The organism is Vibrio sp. H11, assembly GCF_004804295.1.
Lineage (GTDB): Bacteria > Pseudomonadota > Gammaproteobacteria > Enterobacterales > Vibrionaceae > Vibrio > Vibrio ostreae.
This window is the reverse complement of the sequence record NZ_SSHN01000010.1, coordinates 33,571-58,516: the sequence shown is the minus strand read 5'-3', so window position 1 is coordinate 58,516 and position 24,946 is coordinate 33,571. Positions and strand designations below refer to the sequence as shown.

At 50.2% G+C, this 24,946-nt stretch carries 22 protein-coding genes; 9 read left to right on the top strand and 13 right to left on the bottom strand.

Translation table 11 applies throughout. From position 1 onward, the window contains the following. Positions 1–281: 281 nt before the first annotated feature. The 3 genes from E6C74_RS15245 to E6C74_RS15235 all read right to left on the bottom strand — a co-directional run bounded on the left by E6C74_RS15245 (position 282) and on the right by E6C74_RS15235 (position 2,029). Complete coding sequence (locus tag E6C74_RS15245) at positions 282–800, bottom strand: cytochrome b/b6 domain-containing protein (RefSeq protein WP_136486771.1); 519 nt, start codon at positions 798–800, stop codon at positions 282–284. Next, on the bottom strand, positions 793–1,077 hold the full coding sequence (locus E6C74_RS15240; protein WP_136486769.1) for a PepSY domain-containing protein: 285 nt from the start codon (positions 1,075–1,077) through the stop codon (positions 793–795). Before E6C74_RS15240 ends, E6C74_RS15245 begins: the two co-directional genes overlap by 8 nt. Positions 1,078–1,339: 262 nt before the next feature. Further along, positions 1,340–2,029 carry a DNA-3-methyladenine glycosylase I gene (locus tag E6C74_RS15235; protein WP_136486767.1) on the bottom strand — a complete coding sequence of 230 codons (690 nt, stop codon included), beginning with the start codon at positions 2,027–2,029 and terminating at the stop codon, positions 1,340–1,342. Positions 2,030–2,836: 807 nt separating this feature from the next. On the opposite strand from E6C74_RS15235, the gene E6C74_RS15230 reads away from it, so the two are divergent. The 3 genes from E6C74_RS15230 to E6C74_RS15220 are packed head-to-tail and all read left to right on the top strand — an operon-like array spanning position 2,837 to position 5,930. After that, positions 2,837–3,889: an iron ABC transporter permease gene (locus E6C74_RS15230; protein ID WP_136486765.1), complete on the top strand. Its 1,053-nt coding sequence runs from the start codon at positions 2,837–2,839 to the stop codon at positions 3,887–3,889. Positions 3,890–3,891: 2 nt separating this feature from the next. Beyond that, entirely contained in the window at positions 3,892–4,704 is an 813-nt protein-coding gene (locus E6C74_RS15225) for an ABC transporter ATP-binding protein (protein ID WP_136486763.1), read from the top strand. Continuing rightward, positions 4,704–5,930, top strand: coding sequence for an MFS transporter (locus tag E6C74_RS15220; RefSeq protein WP_136486761.1), 1,227 nt, complete (start codon positions 4,704–4,706; stop codon positions 5,928–5,930). The genes E6C74_RS15225 and E6C74_RS15220 overlap by 1 nt, the downstream gene beginning before the upstream one ends. A gap of 149 nt (positions 5,931–6,079) precedes the next feature. On the opposite strand, the gene E6C74_RS15215 is transcribed toward E6C74_RS15220, so the two are convergent. The 4 genes from E6C74_RS15215 to E6C74_RS15200 are packed head-to-tail and all read right to left on the bottom strand — an operon-like array spanning position 6,080 to position 9,547. After that, positions 6,080–6,988 carry a LysR family transcriptional regulator gene (locus tag E6C74_RS15215; RefSeq protein ID WP_136486758.1) on the bottom strand — a complete coding sequence of 303 codons (909 nt, stop codon included), beginning with the start codon at positions 6,986–6,988 and terminating at the stop codon, positions 6,080–6,082. Between the two features lie 17 nt (positions 6,989–7,005). After that, complete coding sequence (locus E6C74_RS15210; protein ID WP_240798198.1) at positions 7,006–8,178, bottom strand: M20 aminoacylase family protein; 1,173 nt, start codon at positions 8,176–8,178, stop codon at positions 7,006–7,008. Positions 8,179–8,225: 47 nt separating this feature from the next. Further along, positions 8,226–8,696, bottom strand: a complete 471-nt coding sequence (locus E6C74_RS15205) for a hypothetical protein (RefSeq protein WP_136486756.1) — start codon at positions 8,694–8,696, stop codon at positions 8,226–8,228. 5 nt (positions 8,697–8,701) lie between these two features. Next, complete coding sequence (locus E6C74_RS15200; protein ID WP_136486754.1) at positions 8,702–9,547, bottom strand: DUF3100 domain-containing protein; 846 nt, start codon at positions 9,545–9,547, stop codon at positions 8,702–8,704. Positions 9,548–9,920: 373 nt separating this feature from the next. On the opposite strand from E6C74_RS15200, the gene leuE reads away from it, so the two are divergent. Further along, the gene (gene leuE / locus E6C74_RS15195; protein ID WP_136486752.1) at positions 9,921–10,562 is read left to right on the top strand and encodes a leucine efflux protein LeuE; all 642 of its coding nucleotides are present in this window, start codon (positions 9,921–9,923) and stop codon (positions 10,560–10,562) included. A gap of 189 nt (positions 10,563–10,751) precedes the next feature. Here the strand turns inward: leuE and E6C74_RS15190 are convergent, their stop codons facing one another. The 5 genes from E6C74_RS15190 to E6C74_RS15170 all read right to left on the bottom strand — a co-directional run bounded on the left by E6C74_RS15190 (position 10,752) and on the right by E6C74_RS15170 (position 15,377). Continuing rightward, positions 10,752–11,363, bottom strand: coding sequence for a dienelactone hydrolase family protein (locus E6C74_RS15190; RefSeq protein ID WP_136486749.1), 612 nt, complete (start codon positions 11,361–11,363; stop codon positions 10,752–10,754). Between the two features lie 10 nt (positions 11,364–11,373). Further along, entirely contained in the window at positions 11,374–12,333 is a 960-nt protein-coding gene (locus E6C74_RS15185) for a glutathione S-transferase family protein (protein WP_136486747.1), read from the bottom strand. Positions 12,334–12,563: 230 nt separating this feature from the next. Continuing rightward, a complete protein-coding gene (locus tag E6C74_RS15180; RefSeq protein WP_136486744.1) occupies positions 12,564–13,466 on the bottom strand; it encodes a LysR family transcriptional regulator in 903 nt (300 codons plus the stop codon). A 179-nt stretch (positions 13,467–13,645) separates the two neighbouring features. Beyond that, entirely contained in the window at positions 13,646–15,103 is a 1,458-nt protein-coding gene (panF, locus tag E6C74_RS15175) for a sodium/pantothenate symporter (protein ID WP_136486742.1), read from the bottom strand. Next, positions 15,096–15,377 carry a YhdT family protein gene (locus tag E6C74_RS15170; protein WP_136486740.1) on the bottom strand — a complete coding sequence of 94 codons (282 nt, stop codon included), beginning with the start codon at positions 15,375–15,377 and terminating at the stop codon, positions 15,096–15,098. The genes panF and E6C74_RS15170 overlap by 8 nt, the downstream gene beginning before the upstream one ends. A gap of 378 nt (positions 15,378–15,755) precedes the next feature. Between E6C74_RS15170 and E6C74_RS15165 the strand changes: the two genes are divergently transcribed. Both E6C74_RS15165 and E6C74_RS15160 read left to right on the top strand, forming a co-directional pair. After that, positions 15,756–18,956: an MHYT domain-containing protein gene (locus tag E6C74_RS15165; protein ID WP_168797038.1), complete on the top strand. Its 3,201-nt coding sequence runs from the start codon at positions 15,756–15,758 to the stop codon at positions 18,954–18,956. 11 nt (positions 18,957–18,967) lie between these two features. Next, positions 18,968–19,990, top strand: a complete 1,023-nt coding sequence (locus E6C74_RS15160) for a two-component system response regulator (RefSeq protein WP_206208423.1) — start codon at positions 18,968–18,970, stop codon at positions 19,988–19,990. Positions 19,991–20,091: 101 nt separating this feature from the next. Here the strand turns inward: E6C74_RS15160 and alr are convergent, their stop codons facing one another. Further along, on the bottom strand, positions 20,092–21,168 hold the full coding sequence (gene alr, locus E6C74_RS15155; protein ID WP_136486735.1) for an alanine racemase: 1,077 nt from the start codon (positions 21,166–21,168) through the stop codon (positions 20,092–20,094). A gap of 786 nt (positions 21,169–21,954) precedes the next feature. On the opposite strand from alr, the gene dgcN reads away from it, so the two are divergent. Genes dgcN through E6C74_RS15140 form a run of 3 tightly spaced genes read left to right on the top strand, consistent with a single transcriptional unit; the run spans position 21,955 to position 24,806 of the window. Continuing rightward, entirely contained in the window at positions 21,955–22,962 is a 1,008-nt protein-coding gene (gene dgcN, locus E6C74_RS15150) for an N-acetyltransferase DgcN (protein ID WP_136486733.1), read from the top strand. Further along, positions 22,959–23,933, top strand: a complete 975-nt coding sequence (gene dgcA / locus E6C74_RS15145; RefSeq protein WP_136486730.1) for an N-acetyl-D-Glu racemase DgcA — start codon at positions 22,959–22,961, stop codon at positions 23,931–23,933. The genes dgcN and dgcA overlap by 4 nt, the downstream gene beginning before the upstream one ends. Before the next feature lie 12 nt (positions 23,934–23,945). After that, a complete protein-coding gene (locus E6C74_RS15140) occupies positions 23,946–24,806 on the top strand; it encodes a D-amino-acid transaminase (RefSeq protein ID WP_240798197.1) in 861 nt (286 codons plus the stop codon). Positions 24,807–24,946 lie beyond the last annotated feature (140 nt).

Sequence of the window (24,946 nt, the reverse complement as noted above, 5' to 3'; positions counted from 1 at the left end):
TGCGATTACCAGATAGGGTAAGTGTAACTAAAATGTTAAAAATCGCACAAAGTCGGGGCAGATGAGAGAGTAAAATAATGCTTACACCCGATACAGGTTAGTGAAATATTCTGGATTTATCGGGGCTTAGATCAGTAGATTGAAGATATCTGCCAAGTTGCAATCAATAATTGCACAAATATGGTGAAGATCGCATTTTGAGAAATTTATCAGACGGGAAACTGAAAATAAAAAGAGAACGCCGGGGGAAGCTTTCTCTTATCGTTGACTCAAACAGCAGATTACTTGTCACTGCTACGTTGCGGGAGCATGCTTTTCACGTAAGAACGTTTTGCCCAATGAGTCATAAATATCACCGCACAGATATGCGTTGCGACCGCCAGCATGGTCAGGTTGGCAAAAAATTCGTGAATCTCTTTCATGCCATCTTCACCCCAGAAGATATCTAACTGAGTTGCCCAGCCAGTGATTCCGGTGCTGATTAAAGCTAACCACATTACCCAAATCATGACGGCACCGGCCGGGTTGTGGCCAATATGGCTGTCCTGCTTTGTGGCCAGTACTTCTTTAAGGTGTGAAATTGCCTGACGCACGGATGGTCGAAACGCGGAAAGACGAGCCGGAGAATCGGTGATGATCCCCCAGGTCAGGCGTACCGAGAGGGCGGCCAAGACAAAATAGCCTGCCCATTCGTGTATTTCGCTGCCAGGTTCGGTCACAAAGTAGTTGGACAGGAATAGCGCAGCCACGACCCAGTGGGTCAGACGCACAATACTGTCCCATACATAAGGCTTAGTCATCTTTCTCCTCTTTTACTTTGCTCATGTCAACCGGGTTAAAATAGATCTCAACGCGATGTTTTTCTGCATCATAGCCATACAACTCATAACAACTGGTCTTCGTCGTTTTAAATTTCTTAATGCTGTAACCCATGTCCAATACCTGCTGTTTCGCCTGTGCAAAAGGCATCCAACTGGATTCAGGTTCGGTGGTGCAGGTTGGATCGGCCAATGCAGCAGATGAGGCAGCCAGGGTAGCAATCAGAAGTCCGGTACGCAGTGGGGTAATGACAGACATAGCTTCTCCTTGAGATTATCGATGATGTCTGCAGATGACTATGCCTACGGACACTTAAGAGAAACTTAAGAAATCATGATCCAGTGAAGGGCAAGGATTATCTTCTGAATAAAGCGTAAACCTGTTGTAACGAAGTCGTTATAACCGGTAGAGGAGCCGATAGAGGATAGCTGAGATAGCTGCACAGGAAGTAACAAGCCGGATCAAATCCAGCTCGTTACTGATGTTCAGAGGGGCTCAAGTGTGGTGAATTGCTCTCGGCTCATTGTAAGTGGTTGTCACCGGTACTGTAGGCAATGATCTGACTGATCTCGGTCATGCTGCGGCCGGATTGCTCTCGCCATTGACAAAAGGCTTCAGTGGCTGCCTGCAGGGATCGTTTGGTATTTTTACCACCTTCGATGACACCGGTATTACGCAGGTAAGCCTCAACATCACCCGTCAGGATAAAGGTGTCCACACCCATTTGACGAAGGGTGTAAGGGCCGGTATTCCCGCCCAGGCGATCGCCGTGCTTTTTCAGATAATCCCACAGTTCAGTGATGCGTTCGGCAGGCCAGTCAGCCACCATCTGGCTGAATGAACCATGAGTGAGGCGCGCTTCGTAAATCATTTGTGCATTGTTGCGAATCGACATTACTTTCACCAGATGCCTGATAATGCTTGGGTCTTGCGCTTTTTGCTCCAAAATCTCGTCCGAAAGCATCAGCAAAGGTTCGATGCGAAACTGAAAGAACAACTCTTCAAACGCCGGCCACTTTTTGCGTACCACGGCCCAGGAAATACCACTCTGAAATACTTTCATGCTGAATGCCGATAACCAGCGATCTTCCGCTATCGCCGCCAGCTCGTCCTTACTAAGAGGTTTACTCACTAACGCTTCGAGTTTATCACTGCCACCTTTACGTTCAGCAGCGCGCTGATATATGGCGTCAAACTTTTCCATAGTCATGGTTGTCACCCGGTTTTGAATCAGAAAACAGTATGTTACTCAGGCTCACAATCAGAGTAAATAAATGGGAAGAGAGAATGCTTACATAACAAAAAAGCGTCAAAAACACAAAAGGCACTGTAAACAGTGCCTTTTTTCTTGCTTTCGCGAGGGGTTGACCGGATTAGATGTTAACCCAGGTCAGGCTTAGCATCATCACAACCAGAGAAGTTGCAGAAAACATTGCCAGCATGCCGAACAGCTCACGAACAGACAGTGATTGTTTTTTATCTAACATAGCGTCACCTTTTATCGACATAAGTAAATGAGGTATGGGTCACACTTTACTCTTTTGTGTGCGTTAGATCAAATCAAAACTGTAATTTTAATTCAATAAATATCAGTTTCATCGCCCTTATTAGCGGTTTTTATGTAATAAAATTACTAAATTTGAACCTGTACGGGGTGGTTGTCGCCGTGCTGAGCTGTGTTACAGCGGTTTGAATGGTGGCCTATGGCTTTTAACTTAAAAAAACAGTTGATTAGAGTGGGGCAGGATGGGACGCAGAGCTAACAAATGATAGTGATTACCATAACGATTTATATTGATATTGATGTGTGTTGTTATAGTATAGCGCCCTGTGTGAATTTAAAAACGGCTGCGTGACCGCTAAGCAAATCGTGAGGTGAGAGTCGGCGCTCAGAGTAAGGAGTGTTGCGCTTTTTACAGAAGGACGATGTGATTTTGTCCGGGACTATGTTGCAGGGGCTCATGCCCGAGGTATCGCAGACCGATAACCATAAGTTTTGATGTACAGGTAAGCCACGATGCAATCTGAAATTTTATTACAAGCGATTGACCACCAACGTAGCAGTGAGCGGCGGCGCTGGTTGGTTTTGATGTTGTTTGGTAGTGTTTTACTGGCTTCATTTGTGCTCGATATTATGACGGGGCCATCTATGTTGAACGCCTCGCATGTTATGAATGCTTTACTGGAATTTATTGGGCTCCCGTTCCAAGTTGATGCTTCTACTCAGGTAATCGTGACTAATCTGCGTTTACCGATTGCTCTGATGGCGATCATCGTCGGCGGGTCTTTGGGCGTTGGCGGCGCTGAAATGCAGACTTTGCTGAATAACCCGATGGCCAGCCCTTATACACTGGGTATGGCTGCTGCTGCGGGGTTTGGTGCTGCGATCATGTTGTACATTGGTTCGTTAGGCTTAGACAGCAACCTTGCTGTGCCCATCGGTGCATTTTTATGTTGTATGCTGTCGGCATGCTTCTTATTTATGTTGGCGTCGATGCGTCATATCAGTTCCGGGCAATTAATTTTGGCTGGTATTGCCCTGTTGTTTTTGTTTCAGTCATTGCTTTCGCTGGTGCAGTTTGTTTCTTCTCCTGAACTGAGTCAGCAGATTTTGTTTTGGTTGTTTGGTAGTTTGTCTAAAGCTACCTGGGGCAATCTGGGGATCACCGCTGTCGTGGTTCTGGGCGGCTTCTTACTGCTGATGCAGGATTCCTGGAAACTCACTGCGTTACGTCTGGGTGAAGAGCGGGCGAAAAGTGTTGGTGTTGATGTCACCCGTTTACGTTTGAAGATATTGTTTATCGTGGCGGTAATGACGGCCACCGTGACCAGTTTTGTCGGTATCATCGGATTTATTGGCATCGTTGCGCCGAACATTGCCAAGATGCTGGTAGGCGAAGATCAGCGATTCTTTCTGCCCCTGTCATTTATTATCGGCGCCTGCCTGTTATCGACTGCTTCGGTCTTGTCCAAGTCAATTGTTCCCGGTGCTCTGTTTCCGATAGGTATTGTTACGGCCATCATCGGCGTGCCGTTCTTTTTCTGGTTGATTGTGGCTAAGCGAGGTTAATCATGTTGAAGCAACACTGCGTGACTGAGCCGGTTAAATGTCTGACCGCACAGAAACTAAATATTCAGATCGGTGCGCTCACTCTGGCGCGGGATATCAGTTTCCAGCTCAAGCCCGGTCAGGTGACTGCGATTCTCGGTCCGAACGGAACGGGAAAAAGCACTTTGCTCAAAACTCTGTTTGGTGAACTCAAACTGGATAGCGGCTCGATTCATCATGGTCAGGATTCGCTCGATATAAAACGACTGCTACATTGGCGGCAACGTTTCGGTTATATGCCGCAGGATATTCATCTCGATGTGAATCTGACGGTAATCGAAGTCGTGTTACTCGGTCGTTTGGATGCCTTGAGTTTACGTGTTGAAGATCATATGTTGCGCGCGGCGTTAGAGATCTTACAAAGTATGGGGCTTGCCCACCTCGCCAACCGGGATGTACGCACGTTAAGTGGTGGTCAGTGTCAGATGATTCTGTTTGCACAGGCATTGATGCGCGAGCCACAGATTCTGATGCTGGATGAACCGGTCAGTGCGCTGGATTTACACCATCAGCATGTTCTGCTCGAACACCTGGTGAATCAGACGCGTGAGCAGCAGTACATCACTTTGATGGTGTTGCATGATCTTAATCTTGCCGCTCAGTATGCCGATAATTTATTGGTTCTTAAAGAGGGTGAGCTGGTGGCCTGCGGGCATCCTAAGTCCATCCTGACGTCCGAACTGGTACAGGATATTTATAACGTTGAAGCCACGGTGATCAGTGATGAAAACGGGATTCCGTTTGTACGGACTCTGCGGTCGAAAAAGGTAGCGTAATGAAGCTTAACCACGTGATGAATGACTGGCGTCTGCTCTCTGCAGCAGGGCGAGTGCTGGTCTTTAACAGCTTCAGCTTTAATCTCGGCTTTTATATGTTACTGCCGTATCTGGCTGAGCATCTGCAAAATCTTGGTTTTAGTGGCTGGTATATCGGTTTAATCATCGGCCTGCGGGTATTGAGTCAGCAGGGATTGTTCCTGATTGGCGGGACTCTGGGCGACCGTTTTGGTTACAAGCCGATGATTCTGATCGGCTGTGCGGTGCGGATTGTCGGCTTCTTTTTACTCGGGGTCAGCGACACGTTTGTGGCGATAGTGCTCGGTGCATTTTGTACCGGCTTTGCCGGTGCGCTGTTTACGCCAAGCAGCCAGGCCTATTTGTCCTCGGAGTATCCGCAACAGAAAGAGCGCAACCGGGTGTTTGCGCTGCAGAATCTGGCCAGCGAAGCTGGTATGTTACTCGGGCCTTTAATTGGTCTCAGCCTGTTTGCTGTTAGCTTCATGTGGGTCGGACTTTCTGCGGCGGCGGTGTTCTTTATTCTGCTGCTACTGCAATGGTATTACCTGCCAAAAGATACGCATCATAGTGTTGAACAACAGCGTCAGGGCGTGTTGGCGGACTGGTGGCAGATGCTGCAAAACCGGCCTTTCATGCGTTTTGTCATGGCGGCGTGTGTGTATCAGATCCTGTTTCATCAACTCTACCTGTCTATCCCGCATCAGGTACGAACCCAGACCGGCGATCCGTCGGTGATTACCTGGGTATTTATGGTGTCATCTTTGATGGGCGTGCTGATGCAACTGCCGGTCAGTCACTGGGTGGAGAAAAAACTCGGTACCGCCAAAGGTATGGGCTTTGGTATGGCGCTGATGGGCAGTGCATTTTTGGCGCTGAATCTTCATTTTCCTGCCTGGCCGGCGCTGCCTTTTATTGTTTGTGCTGTGCTGCTCAGCAGCGGCTCGATGATGGTTCTGCCACTGATTGGCGCTTATATTCCGCGCTTTGCTTCTTCGACCCGCCTGGCCAGTTATTACGGCCTTTACTCCTGTATCGGCGGTTTTTTTGCTTTTGTCGGTAACTGGGGGGCCGGATGGCTGCTGGATCTGCCGACTTTCCCGTCCGGCTGGTTGTGGTTGTTGTTTGCCACGCTGGGTTGTATGTCAGGGTTGTGGCTGTATCTGCAGGTCAGTGCGCAGCAGGAGCCGGAAACGGAGCCGGCGTAAGGGAAGTCTTCGCTGTTTATGACAAAGCCGGCGTCAGTGCCGGCTTTGCTGTTTTCGGATCGTCTGTTTTAGCGGTGAGCCTGGTATCGTCAGTAGGTAACATCAGTAGGCAACATCAGTAGGCAACATCAGTAGGCAACATAGCACCGTCATGTGGTGGCGTTAAATGCTTTCATACCGGTCACTATGCACTCCTGCATCGCCTGAATTGATGCACTGAGCGGCCGGCCTTTGCGGATCACCAAATCGACCGTGGTATCGAGTGTATGCATGCCTTCGATATTTACCGCGACAAAGGATTGATTTTTAAGCTCTTTACTGACGCAGACTTTAGGCAGTAAGGTCCCGCCCAAACCGGCTGACACATAGTTCTTGAGTGCGTCAAACGAATTGCACACCATCAGCTCTTTCAAGCGGATTTCCTGACGCACTTCATACAGATCAACTGCACGCCGGATACTGAATGATTCATTGAGCAGCGCCAGCGGCACTTCAGCCAGTTCGGCGGGAGTAATGGTATCAAGCTGTGCCCAGCGGCTCTCTGTAGGAACCAACAGGCTCAACGCCTGAAAAGGGCAGGAGTAGAGGACATCGAGTTTGGTATCTGGCGGTGAATTGAGCAGCACACCAATATCGGTTTCTTCATGTTTGATACAGTCGATCACATCGTCTCCGCCACCGACTTGCAATACCAGTTTTACACCTGGATGGCGCCTGGAAAACTGCGCAATGGCGTGATCGATAAGATCCGGTATAAAGCCACCGCCTACAGAAATGCGCAGCGTGCCGCTTTGCAGATTTTCGATTTCCGACAAATCAGAAATCAGGTCGTTTTTCTTCTGGTTGATATCTTGAATATAACGAGCTAAGCGGACTCCGGATTCGGTGATGTCAACGCCGCGCCCAATCCGGTCCATGAGACGGACATTGAGCTGGGCTTCCAGTTGTGCCACTTTTCGGCTGATCGCTGAAGGCGAAACGTGCAGCACTTCAGAGGCTGCACGTATGCTTTTCGTTTTCGCGACCACTTCAAAATATTTGAGGGCTCGTTCGTCCATGACTATTGTAATGCCGTTTAATCTGCCAGTAGGTGTTGTACCAGTCTAACCCAGAAATTGGCACCAATTGGCAGAACTTCATCATTAAAGTCATAATTCGGACTGTGCAGATTATGTGAATGGTCAGCACTGCCGTTACCCAGCCAGATATAAGCACCCGGCAATTTTTCCAGCATAAAGGCAAAATCTTCACCGCCCATGCTGGCGGGTGGGTTGATATGTACCTGCTGAACTTCTGGCATCGCTTCCAGCACGGCCTGGCAATGCTTCGCCTCATCCACCGTGTTAATGGTGGCCGGGTAGCGGCGCGTGTAGGTGATGTCCGCCCGGCAGCCTTGTGCCTGGGCAATCGTTCTGACCACTTCGTGCATCCGCGTTTCGATCAGGTCACGAACCTCAGGACAGAATGAACGGGTGGTGCCTTTCAGCGTCACCTGTTCCGGAATGACGTTATAGGCGTGGCCGCCGTGAATCTGAGTCACACTGATCACGCCGGATTTTTGCGGATCCAGGTTACGGCTAATAATGCCTTGCAGGGCACTGACGATCAGGCTTGATGCATACACAGGGTCAACCGTCTGGTGCGGCATGGCACCATGACCACCGATACCGGTCACTGTAATATCAAAGGTATCGAATGCGGCCATCACTGCGCCGTAATGCACGGCAGCTTCACCGGCAGGCAAAGCCGGCCAGTTATGCAGACCATAGACCTGCGACATAGGAAAACGTTCAAACAGACCGTCAGCGATCATCGCTTTGGCGCCGGCCTCGTTCTCTTCTGCTGGCTGGAAAATAAAGTTCACCGTGCCTTTAAATTCAGGATCCTGGGCCAGCGTGACCGCAGCGCCGAGCAGCATGGTGGTGTGACCGTCGTGGCCACAGGCATGCATTTTACCCTGATGTCTGGAGCAGTGATCGAAGGTGTTGAGTTCGTCGAGATCGAGTGCATCCATATCGGCACGCAGACCGATGGTCGGACCATCGCCCTGATTACCGCGCAGGGTGGCGACCACACCGGTTCCGCCCAGGCCTCGGTCGACTTCCAGGCCCAGCGAGGACAGGATCTCGGCCACTTTATCAGCGGTACGGAATTCCTCGTAGGCGGTTTCCGGATGAGCGTGGAGATCGCGTCTCCACTTCACCAACTGCTGATGTTGTTCTGAATGCTGACTAATATAATTTGGCATAATCTTCACTTTTATAATGGTACACATTGAGCTTGTGCTTTGAGAGTTTAAAGTGACAGGTTAGCGATGATCGCTGAGCCCAGGTACGTGCCGGTAAACACAAGCAGCGCGATAATGACGACTTTACCACCGGCAGTTTTAAAAGTTGAGACTTCTTGTTTACTGATGGCGATACCCGCATACGCTAATACCGGGCTGACCAGGCTGAGGAAGTTAATTTCTTTTACCTGAGTCAGAATAAATTCCGATACCGGTGACGCCGGGATTGTTAATACCACACTCACCAGTGACAGCCATGCCACCGACGGTAAATAGAAAGGCATATATTTGGCTAATGCCAATCCAATGATAACCATACCAAAGATAATCACCATACCAGGCAGTGCTGACAATGGTGTAATACCGGTACCCGTCCAGTTACTGATCAGTGCGATAATGCACACAATCACTAACACTGATGCATAATCTAATAAGTTGATCGACGCGTTAACGTTCTTTTTTGCAGTAGTATCAGACATTGAGATCACTTCCTTGTGTTGCTGATTGCTTGTGGCTCTGATGGTATGGCGGCTTTATTACCCGTAAGCAGGCGATACAGTTTTTCGGTCAGGGGCAGGGCAATAAACAGACCGACAAACAGGCCAGAGGCGTTGGTCAGCAGGTTACTTGCGCCGGCCAGAGCCAGGATCTCTTCTTTCATTGCTGGCAGTGATGCGCCCAGCGCTGCAGAACAAGCGGCGGTCATGCTACCACTACCCACACCACAGGCCATTGCCAGTGCACGAGGGTCAAACCATCCGGTCGAAGCCAGGAGCGAGGCGAGAATTCCGAAATAGAGTGTACCGAACATGGTACCCATGACGTAGACACCCATCACCCCGACGCCTTCCGGGCTCTTTAAACCATACTTATCAGAAATCAGCGCGATATTCGGTTCACGAGCGATAGAAAAGCAGGCTCCCACGGCTTCACGGCCCATTTTCAACACCAGGATGGCCAGTGGCATCGCAATTAAAATCGTACCCAGGTTACCGAGTTCCTGCAGTAACATCGCCGGACCGATTTCGAGAATTTTATTCAATGACGGGCCAATAAGGGTGCCGAATTTAGCCAGGAAAGGCAGTACAGAAATAATAATAATGGGTGTGGCTTTTTCAGCATGTTTGGACGTCAGAATGACTTTGGCTTTTTTGACCACGTTCGGATTGACTAACAAACCGAATATAAAGGCATAGAACAGCGGTAATAAAACAACACTGCTGCCACCCAGTGGCACCTTAATAATTCCTATCAGTTCTGAGATGACCGCAATAATAACCACCGTGAGGTGTAGACGCCAGTGACCAAGCTGGCCTTTCAAACTATCCATAGTTTGCTTCCTTGTGATTGTAAGCTTCTTGCTGGGGATCATTTTGGATTTAACCACAAAGATATTGATGAAACTAATGATATAAAACCAACGAATTGTTCTAAAAAAGTCAACACAAGATATGATTCTGTTGCTAAACAGAGATGCAAAAAGCTCGGTTGGGCTTTGTGCCAGTGACAGAATAATTCGCTGCTTATGTGCTTTAAACTGGTCAGCCATTAATTGTCGTTATCGGCTCAGCGGAGATTTGTACCAGTTGTGTCCGGATCCTGCTGTTAATACTCGACGAGCAGACTAATTTGCGTTATACAGTCAAAAATTTTGGGGTGAAAAAACCGCAATTCTCATCAATTAGCCGACGGCGAGGGACAGTATGTTAGAGATGTTTGGGGTGATCAATATTTGGACTTATCTGGCCGGTTTAACCATGATCATTCTCGCGCCGGGTCCTAACTCTTTGTATGTGCTGAAATCTAGCTCGTCGTTTGGTGTTAAAGCCGGTTACAAAGCAGCCAGTGGTGTCTTAATTGGTGATGCAATTCTGATTCTGCTGTCTTATCTGGGGGTGGCGTCGCTGATTCAGGCGTCACCAGTGCTGTTTACCATTATTCGTTATCTGGGAGCCGCTTATCTGCTGTATCTGGGGCTGAAAATCATCCATCAGTTGCTGCGTAAAGATGCAGTGGATGAGGATGGGGTAGAGCGGCCAAAGAAGAGTGAAAATATTTTTGTGAAGTCGCTGTCACTGAGCCTGACCAATCCGAAAGCGATTCTGTTTTACGTGTCGTTTTTCATTCAGTTTATTGATTACACCTACGATCACACCTGGATCTCTTACCTGATTCTGGCCACCATTCTGGAAGTTTTCAGCATCGTTTATCTGAGTGCGCTGATTTTCCTTGGCACATCTCTGACCCAAATGTTTCGTAACCATAAGCGTTTGTCGCAAGTCGGCAATGGCATTTTGGGGATGTTCTTTATGGGCTTTGCCGCGCGTCTCGCCAGCCTGAGTTAACGGCAGCGACAGATAAAGTGGGCGTCGAAATGTGAAAAAGTGCCGGATAGCGCGAAGAGTCATGCTGTCCGGCAGGCGTGAGAGATGGCTTGAATGCCGTCACGTAAAGGGACTTAATGATAAAACACAGGGGATTAAGACCGGCGACGTCGCCGCCGGAGCAGGATGTTATTTCCTGATATCAAAATGTTATTCGCTAATATCAAAGCACTGACGAATAAATTGCGCAGCCCGCTCGGCGCCTTGCTGGGAGATTGTGTGCGGGATGCCATCTTCAAAGAGGGTCGTCACTTTGGCACCTTGCGCTTTGAGTTGCTGAGCTGCTTTTTCTGTTTCACTGAACGGGATGACCGGATCCGCTTTACCATGAATGAGCAGCAGTGGTGCCCGGGTATTCACCTCATGCGGTTGCGGAGAAGCCAGGCGGCCGGAAAATCCGACCACGGCGTGCACGGGTAAGCGGTTACTGGCCACAACATCCAGAGACATAATTGTGCCCTGAGAAAAACCAACCAGTACAATCTGGTCTTTTTCCCAAGTCGCGCCATGTTCCAGCAGCAGCTCGCTGAGCGTTTTATCCAGTGCTGCACGGGCATCATGAACCCGGATAGCCCGGTTCACTTCATTAACACCGCTGATGCTAAACCACTGATAACCATTGCCCTGATCGAAGGGAAACGGGCCGTTCGGAGCCAAAAATGCCACGTCCGGCATAGAGCTTGCCCAGTAATCACCTAAACGCTCCAGATCTGCGCCTGAGCTGCCAACGCCGTGCAGAAATATCACAATTTTCTTAGTCATGGTTGATTCCTTATAAACCGTAGGCCGACATGTCCGGACCTACCGGCACAATCCCATTCGGATTCAATGCTTTAATAGAGTAGTAACCCTGCTTGATGTGATCAAGGTTAACAGTAGCGCGTACCCCTGGCAGATCGAGGATACGTTTCATGTAGCTATCCAGAAAGCGATACTCGCGCAGTTGGTGCAGGTTACATTTGAAAATACCGTTGTAAGCCGGATCGAAGCGAATCAGAGTAACAAACAAGCGGATGTCTGCTTCGGTCAGGGTGTCGCCCAGCAAATACGGACGACCGTCACTCATGCGCTGCTCCAGAGAGGAAAGCATGCTAAACACATCCTGAAACGCCTCTTCATACGCCTGCTGCGTCGTCGCAAAACCAGTGCGGTACACACCGTTATTCAGTTTCGGGTAAATGTCGGCGTTCAGTTGATCAATTTCTCCGCGCAGCGGTTCTGGATACAGATCAAAGTCGTTATTGGCCAACTGACCAAAGCCACTGTTTAGCATACGCACAATGTCGGCGGATTCATTGCTGACGATAGTGTTAAGATGCTTATCCCACAAAATTGGCACGGTAGCCCGGCCGGTAAAGCTAGGATCGGCTCTGGTATAGAGCTGATGCATCCACTCAGCGCCATTGAGATCATCTTTATCGGAACCGGGGTAATCCCCAAAATGCCAGCCCTGGTCAAGCAGTTTGGGCTCGACGACCGAGACGCTGATAACCTCTTCCAGTCCCTTTAATTTACGGGCAATCAGGGTACGGGAAGCCCAGGGACAAATCAGGGCGACGTATAAATGGTAACGGCCCGGCTCGGCAACGAACTGAGCGGTTTCGCCCGGCGCGAGGCTTTCTGCCGGAACGACCCAATCACGAAAACTTGAAATTTGACGAACAAATCCGCCGTTTTCATCGGTTGCTTGTACGGGATGCCACTCTGCTGTCCATTGACCATTTACTAACATATCTCACCTCGGTATAAATCGGCTCTCGCTTCCCCGGACCTTTATCTGCAAGGTTGGAGCCGCGTTTAATAGATATTCATCGCTGTGGCGATGTATTCGATGGAGAGACTGTACCTTACTTCCAAAACAATGATTAGATAGCCGGATTGAAGATATTTCCTTCCAAAATGGAAGTAAAATCCGTATCCCCTCTTTTGGGTAACTCTTTCTTTACCCAAAGGGAAAAATCGCTACTCCCAGGTAGGACCAGCGGCAAAGCGCGCGACGAGAAAATCAATGAAAGCACGCGATGACTGCGCGAGATGCTTAGCGGGTGGATAGAGCGCGAAAAGCCCGATTGGTGGCACTTCATAGTCGCTCAGAATCGGCACTAATTTATTACGCCGGATCGCAGCGGCGGCCACGAAGGTCGGCAGGCGGGCGATGCCCAGTCCTGCACAAGCTGCTTCCAGACACACATCGGCGTTGGAGAATTTGAGCCGGCCGTTCACCGGCATCTCCTCGACGATTTGCTGGGCGTTAATATAGGGCCAGCGAAACGGGTCGCGGAAGTTGGTATCGATAATACAGTTATGGCTGGCGAGCTCTCGCCAGTGCTGCGGTGTGCCGTATTGACTGAGGTATTGCGCAGAGGCCAGGGTTAACACCCGGACATCACACAATTTGCGCGCGATCAGGCTGGAGTCGGTCAGTTGACCAATGCGCAAAGCGAGATCGAAACCTTCTTCAACAATGTTGACGCTGCGATCGGAGAAGCGCACATCGAGGTCAATCTCGGGATACCGGGTAGAAAAATCAATCAGGCAGGGGGCTAACTGGCTTTGACCAAATGTGACGGGAGCGGCGATACGCAACCGGCCTGAAGGCTGACGTGAAGCGTTACGAATCGAGTCGTCCAGTTCATCGAGGTCGTCCACGATGCGTTTGATGCGTTCATAATAAGCCTGACCCACTTCAGTTGGCGCGAGAGAGCGGGTTGAGCGTTTAAACAACTGGACCCCTAAATCCTGCTCAAGACGGGAAATCAGCTTTGAAGCCTGTCCGCTACTGATATTGAGCCTTTGCGCGGCGCGGGCGAAGCTGCCCAGCTCCATCACAGCCACAAACATACGATCGCACTGTAGCCTGTCCATCTTGCTATCCTGATGATTTTATTAAACCTGATGGCAAGCTTAAGGAGAGAGCGCCGCAAAGGCAATGCCTTGATAATAGCGACGCAATAACAAAGAGCGGCACCAGGCCGCTGTTTGTGAATGTGATGGTGAAACCGCCGTCATAGCGAAGCGGTATAGGTATAGCTGGCTTAGCCTGTTCAGGATTGCAGTGCCGGCGATTTATCGCGGCATGGCTTAAATACACTTACGGCGATAAAAGTGATAAGTCCGAGTGCCAGGGTCGGAACAATCGGATGAACGCCGCCCAGGTCGGGTTTGAACCACATCAGTCCGATATAGGCAGCCAGACCAATCACCATGGAACTCAGCGCTCCCGCAGCGCAGGCGCGTTTCCAGTACAAGCCGAGAATCAATGGCCACAGGAATACTGCCTGCAGGCCGCCGAGGGCAATCAGATTCAACCATACAATCATATCTGGCGGGTTGGTGGCGGCGCAGAAGACCAGCAGCGCAAAGATTGAGGTCACCCACAGGGATAAGCGGTTCAGTTTGCGATCTGCCTGCTCTTCCTCCACAACTTTCGGATTGATGTAGTTGATGTAGAGATCCTTAAGCAGGGTTGCGGAAGCCTGGATCAGCTGGGAGTCGATAGTAGACATAATGGCCGCCATCGGTCCCGCCAAGAAGATACCTGCAACCACCGGTGGCAGCACGGTAATCATCAGGGTCGGCATAATCTGATCCGGGCTGGCGATATCAGGGACAATGGCACGCCCCAGCGCGCCGGCCATATGGGTACCAAACATCAGCAGCGCCATCATAATGGTGCTGATCACCATGGCTTTGTGCAGGGACGGGCTGTCTTTATAAGACATACAACGTACCGCCGCGTGGGGCAGGCCGATAACCCCGAAACAGACCAGTACCCAGAAACTGAGCATAAACGGCTGGCCGAGGAAATGATCAGGGCCGTAAGGCGTCACCAAGGCCGGATCGATCTTATGCAGGTCTGAGACCAGCTCACCAATACTGCCACCAGCATGAACCACGCCAACTAACAGCAGCACAGTACCAATTAACATCATGATGCCCTGAATGGTGTCGGTCAGGACGACGGCACGAAATCCGCCGATGGTGGTATACAGACCGACGGTACAGGCAAACAGCATCAGACCCTGCTCATAAGGTAAACCGGTCACGGTTTGCAACAGGCGGGCACCGCCGACAAACTGCACCACCATAGTGCCGAAAAAAGCCAGCAGCAGGGAAAGCGAAGCAAGAATCACCACAGAACGACTTTTAAAACGGGCATACAGAATATCATTAAGCGTCAGGGCGTTATGTTTACGGGCTTCAATGGCAAATTTTTTACCCAGTACGCCCAGCGTCAACCAGGTTGCCGGCAACTGAATCATGGCCAGCAGTACCCAGCCGAGCCCCATTTTGTACGCAGCGCCAGGGCCGCCAATAAAGCTGCTGGCACTGGCATAGGTCGCGGCTAGTGTCATCGCCAGTACGAAACCGCCCATGCTGCGGCTGCCGACGAAGTATTCGCTCAGGAAACTGCCTTGACGATAATGGCGGCGCGTAAAGAAAGCGACCGCAAAAACACCGATCAGATAAATGATCAGTGGGATGATAAGTTGACTATTCATTCGATTGGTCTGGTTTTACATCAAGAGGAATATCACGGTAAAACACTTTTACCATGACAGCACATAAACAGGTGAAGACGATTGGGCCTATCACACACGATAACAGGAACCAAAGCGGCATACCCCAGTAAAGTTCGGGCAGTGCGGTCTCTTCTGGCGGGGCGGAAAAACCATAAGCAGAAATGTACCACCAGATAAAGTAGCCGACAGCGAGCGCAATGGCTAATAATGCTTCTTTGTGCGCCTGGCGATCGTGATTGTTACTGTTGTCCATATTTTGTTTCTCACTCAGACAGCCATGTGAAAGCTGGCTATGGTATACAAATGTCCGCCTGAGCACAAAACTTTGCGCGTCTTTGGTGCAGGTTCAGGTCTCTGCGATCCTCATTCGTTGCATTTTATCTTTGTTCTATGAATCACTACACATTTACGGGTAACGATAGTAATGTTCGGGGCCTGTATGCTTGCTACTTATCCGGTAAAAATGAACATAGACTTTATTGGTTTTTTTCAGCGGTTTTTCGTTACTGATTCTGACTCCTTAACATTAATTTCAGGCAGTTATGATTTACGGCTGGTGGTGTTGTCGGTTTTTCTTGCCTCTATGGCGTCATTTTTTGCGTTAAGAATGGCGGCAACTGCACGGTATATCGTGGCAAGTAAGTATCGTCAAATCGCTTTATGTTCCGGTGCCTTCATCATGGCCGGCGGGATCTGGAGTATGCATTTTGTTGGCATGCTAGCGTTTGAGATGCGATACATGATGGAGTACGACTGGGTATTGACCGGTGTTTCCGTGCTTCCGGCAATTGTTGCCAGTTACATTGTATTGCGATCCTTAATTCAAAGACGCGATACTCTGAAATTAACCATACGTAACGCTTGTATCGTCGGCTCAGGTATCGGTGCGATGCACTACATCGGTATGGAAGCGATGGAAATGGATCTGACACTGCGCTATGACCCGTGGTGGTTCATATTATCTGTCGTGGTCGCAGTCGGTCTGGCATTTATCGCTCTGACGGCAAGACGCGTGTTGCGTCAGTACTTTCCGAGCTTAACCGAGCTTCGGCTCAAGCTGATTTGTGCTGCTATTATGGGCAGTGCTATCTCCGGCATGCATTACACCGGGATGTATGCCGCCAGGTTTATAGAAGTAACCCACACAGATGATTTGTTGATGGCACCACACCACCACAACAGGCTGGCGCTGTTGGTGGCAGTATTTACCTTATTGATTTCTACGTTGGCAGTGAATGTCAGTGCCCAGTTGCGTTACCGCCATCTGTTATCGGAAAAAACGGCCGGTGAGGCGCGGTTACAAGCCATTCTGGAAACAGCGACCGACGGCGTGATCACCATTAAAGCCGACGGTGAAATTCTCGGACTTAACAGAGCCGCCAGTCACATCCTCGGCTGGAATGAATCAGAAGCTCTCGGCCAGAATGTGGCGATGTTCATGATCCCTGAGATGCAACAGCGCAATCAGGTTTATTTCGAACAGCATGGTGAGACCGGCCTGGCCAGCATGATTGGGGTGCAGCGTGAAGTCTATGCCCGTCATCGGTTTGGCGAACATATTCCGGTTCGTCTCGGGGTGGGGAAGGTCGAACTGGAAAATGAAACCTTGTTCGTGGGTTTTATGGAAGACATTACCGAACGTAAAGCGATGCAGGAAAAACTGCGCGAGAGTGAGGAGCGACTCAGTTCTCTGATGCAGAATATTCCTGGGGCCTCTTTCCGTCGCCTGCCGGATACTCAACTGACGCCAATCTTTCTTAGTGATGGCATCACGGATCTGTGTGGCTACAGCGCGGAAGTGATTTTGTCCGGCGAGATTAAATTTTCGGATCTGCTGCTACAGGAAGATTACCAAAAGCTCTGCCGGATGATGCACAACACCCCGGATGGACGTGACATCTACGAGATTGAATACCGCCTGACTAATATCGACCGTGAGACCGTGTGGGTGCTGGAAAATGGCATGATAGTCCGGGATGCGAAAAAGCGTGTGTTGTGGATCGATGGCGTCGTGGTTGATATTACCAGTCGCAAGCAGATGGAGTGTGAGTTAGTTGAAGCGAAACGTCATGCGGAAGATGCCGCAGAGATGAAAGCGGCGTTTCTGGCCAACATGAGTCATGAAATCCGCACCCCGATGAATGCCATCATTGGTTTCACGGATATTTTGTTAGAGTCAGAGATGACAGGTGAAAATCGCCGCCATTTGCAGACGATTTCCCAAGCTTCGCGCTCTTTGTTGCATCTGTTAAACGACATTCTCGACAGTGCCAAGCTGGAAAAACATAAACTGGAAATCGAGACGGTTCCGTTCCGGTTATCTCCATGTGTTGATACCGTTATTTCGACACTGTGGCTCAATGCCAAAAGCAAAGGCATTGAACTGGAACTGGATATGTCTGCTGAGTTGCCAGAAGAGGTTCAGGGAGCGGAAGATCGCATTCGTCAGGTGCTGATGAATCTGGTTGGTAACGGGATAAAGTTCACCGAGCAGGGACGGGTCAGTCTGGTGGTTGAGCCCGTCAGTAAACGCCCGGACTGGGTGCGATTTAACGTGATTGATACGGGTATCGGGATTGCGCCGGATCGTTTACAGGCCATCTTTGATCCTTTCACTCAGGCGGATGCGTCGATGAGCCGTCGTTTTGGCGGTACCGGTCTTGGAACTTCCATTTCCAAGCAGTTGGTCGAACTGATGGGCGGAACGATTTCTGTCACCAGTACGCCGGGTCAGGGCAGCTGTTTCAGTGTTGAATTACCTCTGCCTCCTGGCAAAATAGCCGAGAATACCCGCCAGTCAAAAGTTGTGGCTCTGCCGCCGAAGCGAATACTGGTTTGCGATGATATTGAACAAAACATCAATCTATTGCGTATACTGCTCGAACGTCAGGGACACACGGTATTCACCGCGCAAGATGGCTGCGAAGCCGTAATTCAGTGTCAGGAAACGCGCCCTGATGTGGTGCTGATGGATATTCAGATGCCAAACCTGGACGGTCTGGAAGCCAGCCGCACGATTCGGGCAAATGAGCGGGCAACGGGCAGCGACAATGTACCGATTATTGCGTTAACCGCGAGTGTGTTGCTGGAAGATCGTATCGAAGCCAAAGAAGCGGGCATGGACGGCTTTGCCAACAAGCCGGTTGATTTCGCCCTGCTGACTCAGGAAATTGCGCGGGTGCTCAATCTGGGCGCAGGAGAGCTGCAAGCTGCGCAGAAAAGAGAACCCTCGGTTTCGAGCCCGTCAGAGTTTCAGATGCTCAATATGAGTAAGGCACTGAAGATTTGGGGCGATGAGGCGCTATACTGTCACGAGTTGCATGCATTAGTACGTAAGTATGCTGATATGGTGCAGGACCTCACTGCTCTGCTCTCGGCAGGCAAATGGCGTGACTTGGGTGAAAAGGCCCATGCCCTGAAGGGATTAAGTGGCAATTTGGCGCTGCTGCCTTTGTTTCATGCTTTTACCCAGCTGGAAAAGGCAGCCGACCAGCATCAGCCGGTGCAGTGCAAACAAGCGATTGAAGAGATTGCCAAGGGCTGGCTGACATTACAACAGGATGTTGATCAGCTTGCTATTCCGGTGGCAGATAATCTGCAAAGTGAAGGCGTGGCGGCGATCGAAGATCATCACGCCATCATCACGATTTTGCATGAATGGCTGCAGGCCACACAACTCGGTGAACTCAGAGACGATTTAGCAGCGCAGCTGCAACGCTCTTCACCTCACACCATCAAGAAGCAGATCGTTGATGCGATGAGTGCGATTGATGAATTTGATTTTAAATCAGCGGCCAGCTCGTTGGAGTCGGCTATTGATACACTTCAGTAGAAGGAAATAGTATGTCTTTGCTTGCTAAACAGCAGCCGAGAATTCTGATTGTCGATGATGAACCCGCCAACCTGAAAGTGATGCGTCAGATTCTGCAAGAAGAATATCGCCTCTCCTTTGCCCGCAGCGGTAAAGATGCTCTGGCACTGTTAGAGCAGGAGCCGGCAGACTTGATTCTGCTTGACATTATGATGCCGGAAATGACCGGGTTTGAGGTGTGTGAACGGTTAAAATCACAGCCGGAAACTGCGCATATTCCGGTGATCTTCGTTACTGCGCTGCGTGACAGCATTGATGAGGAAAATGGCTTTGCACTGGGCGGGGTTGATTACATTGTCAAACCTGTCGTTCCGGCGATTGTGCGTGCCAGGGTCAAAACGCATCTGTCGCTGGTGAAAATTGATAGGTTGCGTGAAACGCAGATCGATTTGATTCAGCGTCTCGGCCGCGCGGCAGAATACAAAGATAATGAAACCGGCATGCATGTGCAGCGCATGAGTCATTACACCAAGTTGCTGGCGATGGCGGCCGGAATGGATGAAGAGCAAGCGGATGAGCTGAGAATGGCGGCGACCATGCATGACATCGGCAAAATTGCCATTCCGGATAATATCCTGCTTAAGCCGGGCAAGCTGGATCCGGAAGAGTTTACCCATATGAAGCGGCATGCTGAAATTGGGGCCAGTATTCTGGATCAGCCGCGTTCTTCGCTGGTGGCACTGGCGCGCACTATCGCGATTACCCATCACGAGAAGTGGGATGGCAGCGGTTACCCGAACGGTTTAGCCGGAGAAGAGATTCCGATTGAAGGGCGTCTGGCTGCCGTCGCTGATGTGTTTGACGCCTTGACCAGTGAGCGGCCATACAAAAAGGCCTGGAGTGTGGAAGAAGCGGTCGACTTTTTACAGTCTCAGGCGGGTAAGCACTTCGACCCGGTTTTGGTGCCGATGTTTGTCGACTTACTACCCCAGGTACTGACTATCAAAGAGCGTTTCAAAGAGAGTGACGCCCAGGCATATTACCAGTCGATGTAACCCTTACTCTTTAGTCACATGATGAACCAAAGCGGTTGATTCCCAACCGCTTTGTTTTTTAATGCCGTTTACTTTGCATACTGATAACGCTGATACAGCGCTTACTCGGCATAGTGTCTGTTAACACGGGGCGTCAGCTTAATCGTCAGCTCATAAGGAATCGTGCCGACATGACGTGCGACGATTTCTATCGGCAGGTTCGCGCCCCACATCTCGACCACATCGCCCACCTTATCCTTAGCCTCCGGCCCGAGATCAACGGTAATCATATCCATCGACACCCTGCCGGCGATAGGCACCTGGCGGCCGTTAACAAACACCGGCGTACCGTTTGGTGCGTTGCGAGGATAGCCGTCACCATAGCCCATGGCGATCACCGCGATTTTAGTATCACGCTCTGACTGCCAGGTTTCGCCATAACCAACCGGCTGCTGCGCTTTGTGGTCACGTACGGCAATGATGCGGGTATTGAGTGTCATCACCGGTTTCAGGTCGTGGTCAGCGCCGGTATGGTCAGCGCTCGGAGAAATGCCATACAGGGCGATACCTGCACGAGCGACATCCAATTTTGATTGTGGCCAGAACAGAATACCGGCTGAATTGGCTATCGTTTTCGGGCCTGGATATGGTTTGGTCGCGTCAATAAAACATTGTAGCTGACGTGATGTTGTCGGTTGCTCAACTTCATCGGCGCGGCAGAAGTGGCTGATGAATCCCAGTTGTGATTTCAGCTTACCGGTGCGCTCAATACGCTTTACAAAATCAGAGACTTCATAAGGCTGCACGCCAAGGCGGTGCATGCCACTGTCTACTTTGAGCCATACATTCACCGGATTAGCCAGTTCACTGTTTTCCAGGTCATGAACTTGCTCTGCACAATGGATGGTGGTGTCGAGCTGCATTTGCGCAGCACGTTGTAAATCCTCGGCGCAAAAGCAACCTTCTAACAGTAAAATAGGCTGTTCAATCCCGCCATTACGCAACTCTTCTGCCTCTTCCAGGCGAGAGACGGCAAACAGGTCAGCAAAGGGCAGTGCTTGTGCCAGCTTCACGGCGCCATGTCCGTATGCGTCACCTTTAATCACAGCGATCACTTTCTGATCCCCGCTCAGTGCTTTGAGGTGGCGGTAGTTATGTTGAAGAGCGTTCAAATCTATTTTAGCTTGGGCGGTAATCATTTTGCTTCCTGCTTTGATAAAACCATACAAGGTGGAGCTGTCTGACTCAGGAACTGACTCACTTAACAACTGACGAACTTAAGTGAGGGATGCTCCCAGATGGTCGCTATTATGTAGCAAAAATATTGCCGTTGTTAGTCTTTTGTAGTGAAACGATCTGTGATAATGGTCAATATGTAATTATAGTAACTGAAAATATTAAGTATATTAGAATATAGGTCTGCCCGATTTGTCTTGGTTTATATAAAAAACTGGCTATTACGTTTAAAAAAGTGATTTGTAAAACAGACTGTTTAGCTGGTGGCTGGAATCGTCCGGCTAACGTGATGGAACTCTTTTACTTATGCTTCACCATCTTGGTGCTTATGCACCATTATCACCACTAAATGTAGTCAAAACTCGATGTTAAATCGGGGTCAAAATGATATCTGTGCTTGTCCCACACCTGACTATTAAAATTCTGCTTGTTTATTGCTCAGGATAAACGACTGGTTTTTATTCTATTGGTGAATTTATATAACGTCGATAAAGGCCGATTTGGTTGCCGGTTATACTGAAAAGTGTTCTGCAACAAACATAAATACTATCTGAGTAAAGTTTGGCAGAGTTTTCTCAATTGAGTCCAGGTTCTGGCTATCGCTTCCACCTGCATAATGAAATTGATCAAAATCAACAGGCTAAACTAATAAATCACTGGTTTGATTTATTGGTCACGAATTTTGCACTGCTCTTTCTATAACGTGTGAATTGTAACGCTAATGATTATGTCGAAATGGAGCATTTTAAATGGAATTAAAACAACCTTACTTGCTGTTTTTAGGTGATGCAGCTGATGCGCTGGCCGCAAAAGTGGCTCAGGGAATTAAGACCTGGCGTCCGGAACACTGTCTCGGGCAATTGCGCCTGCCTGAGTGTCAGGCCGACGTCGGTTTGCAAGAATTGAGCGTATCGGCCGCCGCCCGTGCCGGAGCGAAAACACTGGTGATTGGTGTCGCCAACCGGGGTGGGGTGATTTCTCCGGCCTGGATTGAAGTACTGCTTGAAGCACTTGAGCAGGGCATGGACATAGCGGCGGGCCTGCACAATAAACTGACGGACATTCCCGAATTGGTTGCGATGGCACAAAAGCACGGGCGAAATCTGTTTGATGTGCGTTATCCGACCCAAAGTTACCCGGTGGCCAATGGTAAAAAGCGCAGCGGTCAACGTCTGTTGACGGTCGGTACAGATTGTTCGGTCGGCAAAATGTATACCTCATTAGCCATCGAGAAAGAGATGGCAGGGCGGGGAATGAATGTTGATTTTCGCGCCACTGGCCAGACCGGTATTCTGATCACCGGAGCAGGTGTCAGCGCAGATTGCGTGGTGTCTGATTTTATTGCCGGCGCGATAGAAACGATTTGCCCTGATAACAGTGCGGAGCACTGGGACATTGTTGAAGGGCAGGGCTCGCTGTTTCACGCCTCATTTGCCGGCGTGACGACGGGATTGATCCACGGCGCGCAACCGGATGCTTTAGTCCTGTGTCACGAACCGACCCGTCAGCACATGCGTGGACTGCCCGATTACGCTTTGCCGGACCTGGCGACCTGTATCGAAGCGAATCTGAGTACGGCGCGTCTCACCAACCCCGCGGTGCAGATGATCGGCGTGTCTGTGAATACATCGGCATTGAGTGAAGCGGAGGCGATGGCTTACATGGATAAGGTAGAAAGTGATTTAGGGCTGCCGGTGGTGGATCCGTTCCGTCAGGGGGTGGCTCGTCTGGTTGATCGCCTGCTGGAGCGTGTATGAAGGTCACGATAGAACGCAAAAGCTGGCCGGTTCGTGGTCACTTTACCATTTCACGGGGCAGTAAAACGCAAGCCGATACGGTATTAGTCAGCCTTGAGCATGAAGGTGCGATTGGGCGTGGTGAATGTGTCCCTTATCTCCGTTATGGCGAGTCACTGCAGAGTGTCGAGGCTCAGATTGAAGCGCTGATCCCTGCCTTTAATGCAGGACTAAGCCGAGAAGAACTGCAGACATTATTACCGGCTGGCGCCGCCCGCAACGCCCTGGACTGTGCCTTGTGGGATTTGAACTGCAAACGAAACCAGGAGTCGATTTGGACGCAGACAGGCATCGTCCCGCATCCGTTGCTGACGGCGTACACCTTGTCTCTCGATACGCCGGAAAAGATGCAGCAAGCGGCGATAAGCAATGCCGCGCGGCCGCTGCTGAAGCTTAAACTGGGTGGCGCAGCAGATTTAGCCCGGGTGCAGGCGGTAAGACGCGGCGCACCGGCAGCCCAAATCATACTGGACGCCAACGAAGCCTGGAGTGTGAGTGATTATCAGCGACTGATCCCTGAACTGGTGAACCTGGATGTCGCGATGATAGAGCAGCCGTTTGCTGCCGGTGAGGATGACGTGCTGGCCAAACTAGAGCGGCCGATCCCGATTTGCGCTGATGAGTCCTGCCATGACCGGCACAGTCTGGAACGATTAGTCGGGCGGTATGACATGATCAATATAAAGACCGATAAAACCGGTGGTCTGACCGAGGCGCTGCTGCTTAAACAGCAGGCTGAGCAGGCAGGTTTGGCCGTTATGGTCGGTTGCATGTTGTCATCTTCGCTCAGCATGGCGCCTGCCTTTGTCGTCGCACAAGGCGCACAGGTGGTCGACTTAGATGGTCCACTGTTACTCAGTGAGGATATTGAGCACGGATTTGAATTCAGCCAGCAGCAGATGTTGCCATTTTCACCGCAGCTGTGGGGATAACTGGGAGGAATAATGATGGAACGAACGGTTTATGTGAATGGTGAGTATCTGCCGGAATCGCAGGCGAGTGTGTCAGTTTTCGACCGTGGTTTTTTGTTTGCAGACGCAGTGTATGAAGTGACAGCAGTGCTCGATGGTAAATTGATTGACCAGGCAGGGCATCTGGCGCGCCTTAAACGCTCCGCCACTGAGCTGGGCATGGTGTTACCCTGTTCTGAGCAGGAGCTGATTCAGATTCATCATCAGTTGATTGAAAAAAATCAGCTGGTGGAAGGCGGCATTTATCTGCAACTGACCCGGGGCAATGAGGGTGACCGTGATTTCAGCTTCAGTGACGGCATTAAGCCGACCTTGGTCTTGTTTACCCAGGCGCGCAATTTGATTGAGAATGACACGGCCCAACAGGGCATTAAAGTGATTTCGATGGAGGATATCCGCTGGCGCCGCCGCGATATTAAAACCACCTGCTTGCTGCCCGCTTGTCTGGCGAAACATATTGCCCATCAGGCGGGCGCCGATGATGTCTGGATGCTTGAAAATGGTGTTGTGACCGAAGGTGGCTCCAGCAATGCTTATATTGTTGACCAGCAGGGACGAGTCATTACCCGGCCGCTCAGTCAGGATATTTTGCATGGTATTACCCGCGCATCACTGCTGAAAATGGCGCAGGATCTGGATATTACAATTATCGAGCGGCCGTTTACTTTGCAGGAAGCCTATGCGGCACAAGAAGCCTTTATCAGTTCGGCCACCGCGTTTGTGTGGCCGGTTATCGCCATTGACGAACACAGAATTGGTGGTGGCCAGCCTGGGCCAGTTGCGCGTAAGTTACGTGAAATCTATATCGAGATTGCACGTTCGCGAGCCATTTAGAAGTTGCGATATAACGTCATCTGAACTGAGGATTTGTGGCGACACTGCGGATTTGTGGCGACGATGAAACGCAAAAAGCCGCTCCACTGAGCGGCTTTGTTGTCTTCTCTGCACCCTGACTATAGCGGGGTGCGATTGGC

Coding starts and splice junctions, on each gene's coding strand:
- E6C74_RS15225 (WP_136486763.1), top strand. CDS start 3,892: ATGTTGAAGCAACACTGCGTGACTGAGCCGGTTAAATGTCTGACCGCA.
- E6C74_RS15230 (WP_136486765.1), top strand. CDS start 2,837: ATGCAATCTGAAATTTTATTACAAGCGATTGACCACCAACGTAGCAGT.
- E6C74_RS15220 (WP_136486761.1), top strand. CDS start 4,704: ATGAAGCTTAACCACGTGATGAATGACTGGCGTCTGCTCTCTGCAGCA.
- E6C74_RS15210 (WP_240798198.1), bottom strand. CDS start 8,178: ATGCCAAATTATATTAGTCAGCATTCAGAACAACATCAGCAGTTGGTG.
- E6C74_RS15190 (WP_136486749.1), bottom strand. CDS start 11,363: ATGACTAAGAAAATTGTGATATTTCTGCACGGCGTTGGCAGCTCAGGC.
- E6C74_RS15235 (WP_136486767.1), bottom strand. CDS start 2,029: ATGACTATGGAAAAGTTTGACGCCATATATCAGCGCGCTGCTGAACGT.
- E6C74_RS15200 (WP_136486754.1), bottom strand. CDS start 9,547: ATGGATAGTTTGAAAGGCCAGCTTGGTCACTGGCGTCTACACCTCACG.
- dgcN (WP_136486733.1), top strand. CDS start 21,955: ATGGAATTAAAACAACCTTACTTGCTGTTTTTAGGTGATGCAGCTGAT.
- E6C74_RS15140 (WP_240798197.1), top strand. CDS start 23,946: ATGATGGAACGAACGGTTTATGTGAATGGTGAGTATCTGCCGGAATCG.
- alr (WP_136486735.1), bottom strand. CDS start 21,168: ATGATTACCGCCCAAGCTAAAATAGATTTGAACGCTCTTCAACATAAC.
- dgcA (WP_136486730.1), top strand. CDS start 22,959: ATGAAGGTCACGATAGAACGCAAAAGCTGGCCGGTTCGTGGTCACTTT.
- panF (WP_136486742.1), bottom strand. CDS start 15,103: ATGAATAGTCAACTTATCATCCCACTGATCATTTATCTGATCGGTGTT.
- E6C74_RS15185 (WP_136486747.1), bottom strand. CDS start 12,333: ATGTTAGTAAATGGTCAATGGACAGCAGAGTGGCATCCCGTACAAGCA.
- E6C74_RS15170 (WP_136486740.1), bottom strand. CDS start 15,377: ATGGACAACAGTAACAATCACGATCGCCAGGCGCACAAAGAAGCATTA.
- E6C74_RS15180 (WP_136486744.1), bottom strand. CDS start 13,466: ATGGACAGGCTACAGTGCGATCGTATGTTTGTGGCTGTGATGGAGCTG.
- E6C74_RS15215 (WP_136486758.1), bottom strand. CDS start 6,988: ATGGACGAACGAGCCCTCAAATATTTTGAAGTGGTCGCGAAAACGAAA.
- E6C74_RS15245 (WP_136486771.1), bottom strand. CDS start 800: ATGACTAAGCCTTATGTATGGGACAGTATTGTGCGTCTGACCCACTGG.
- E6C74_RS15205 (WP_136486756.1), bottom strand. CDS start 8,696: ATGTCTGATACTACTGCAAAAAAGAACGTTAACGCGTCGATCAACTTA.
- E6C74_RS15160 (WP_206208423.1), top strand. CDS start 18,968: ATGTCTTTGCTTGCTAAACAGCAGCCGAGAATTCTGATTGTCGATGAT.
- leuE (WP_136486752.1), top strand. CDS start 9,921: ATGTTAGAGATGTTTGGGGTGATCAATATTTGGACTTATCTGGCCGGT.
- E6C74_RS15240 (WP_136486769.1), bottom strand. CDS start 1,077: ATGTCTGTCATTACCCCACTGCGTACCGGACTTCTGATTGCTACCCTG.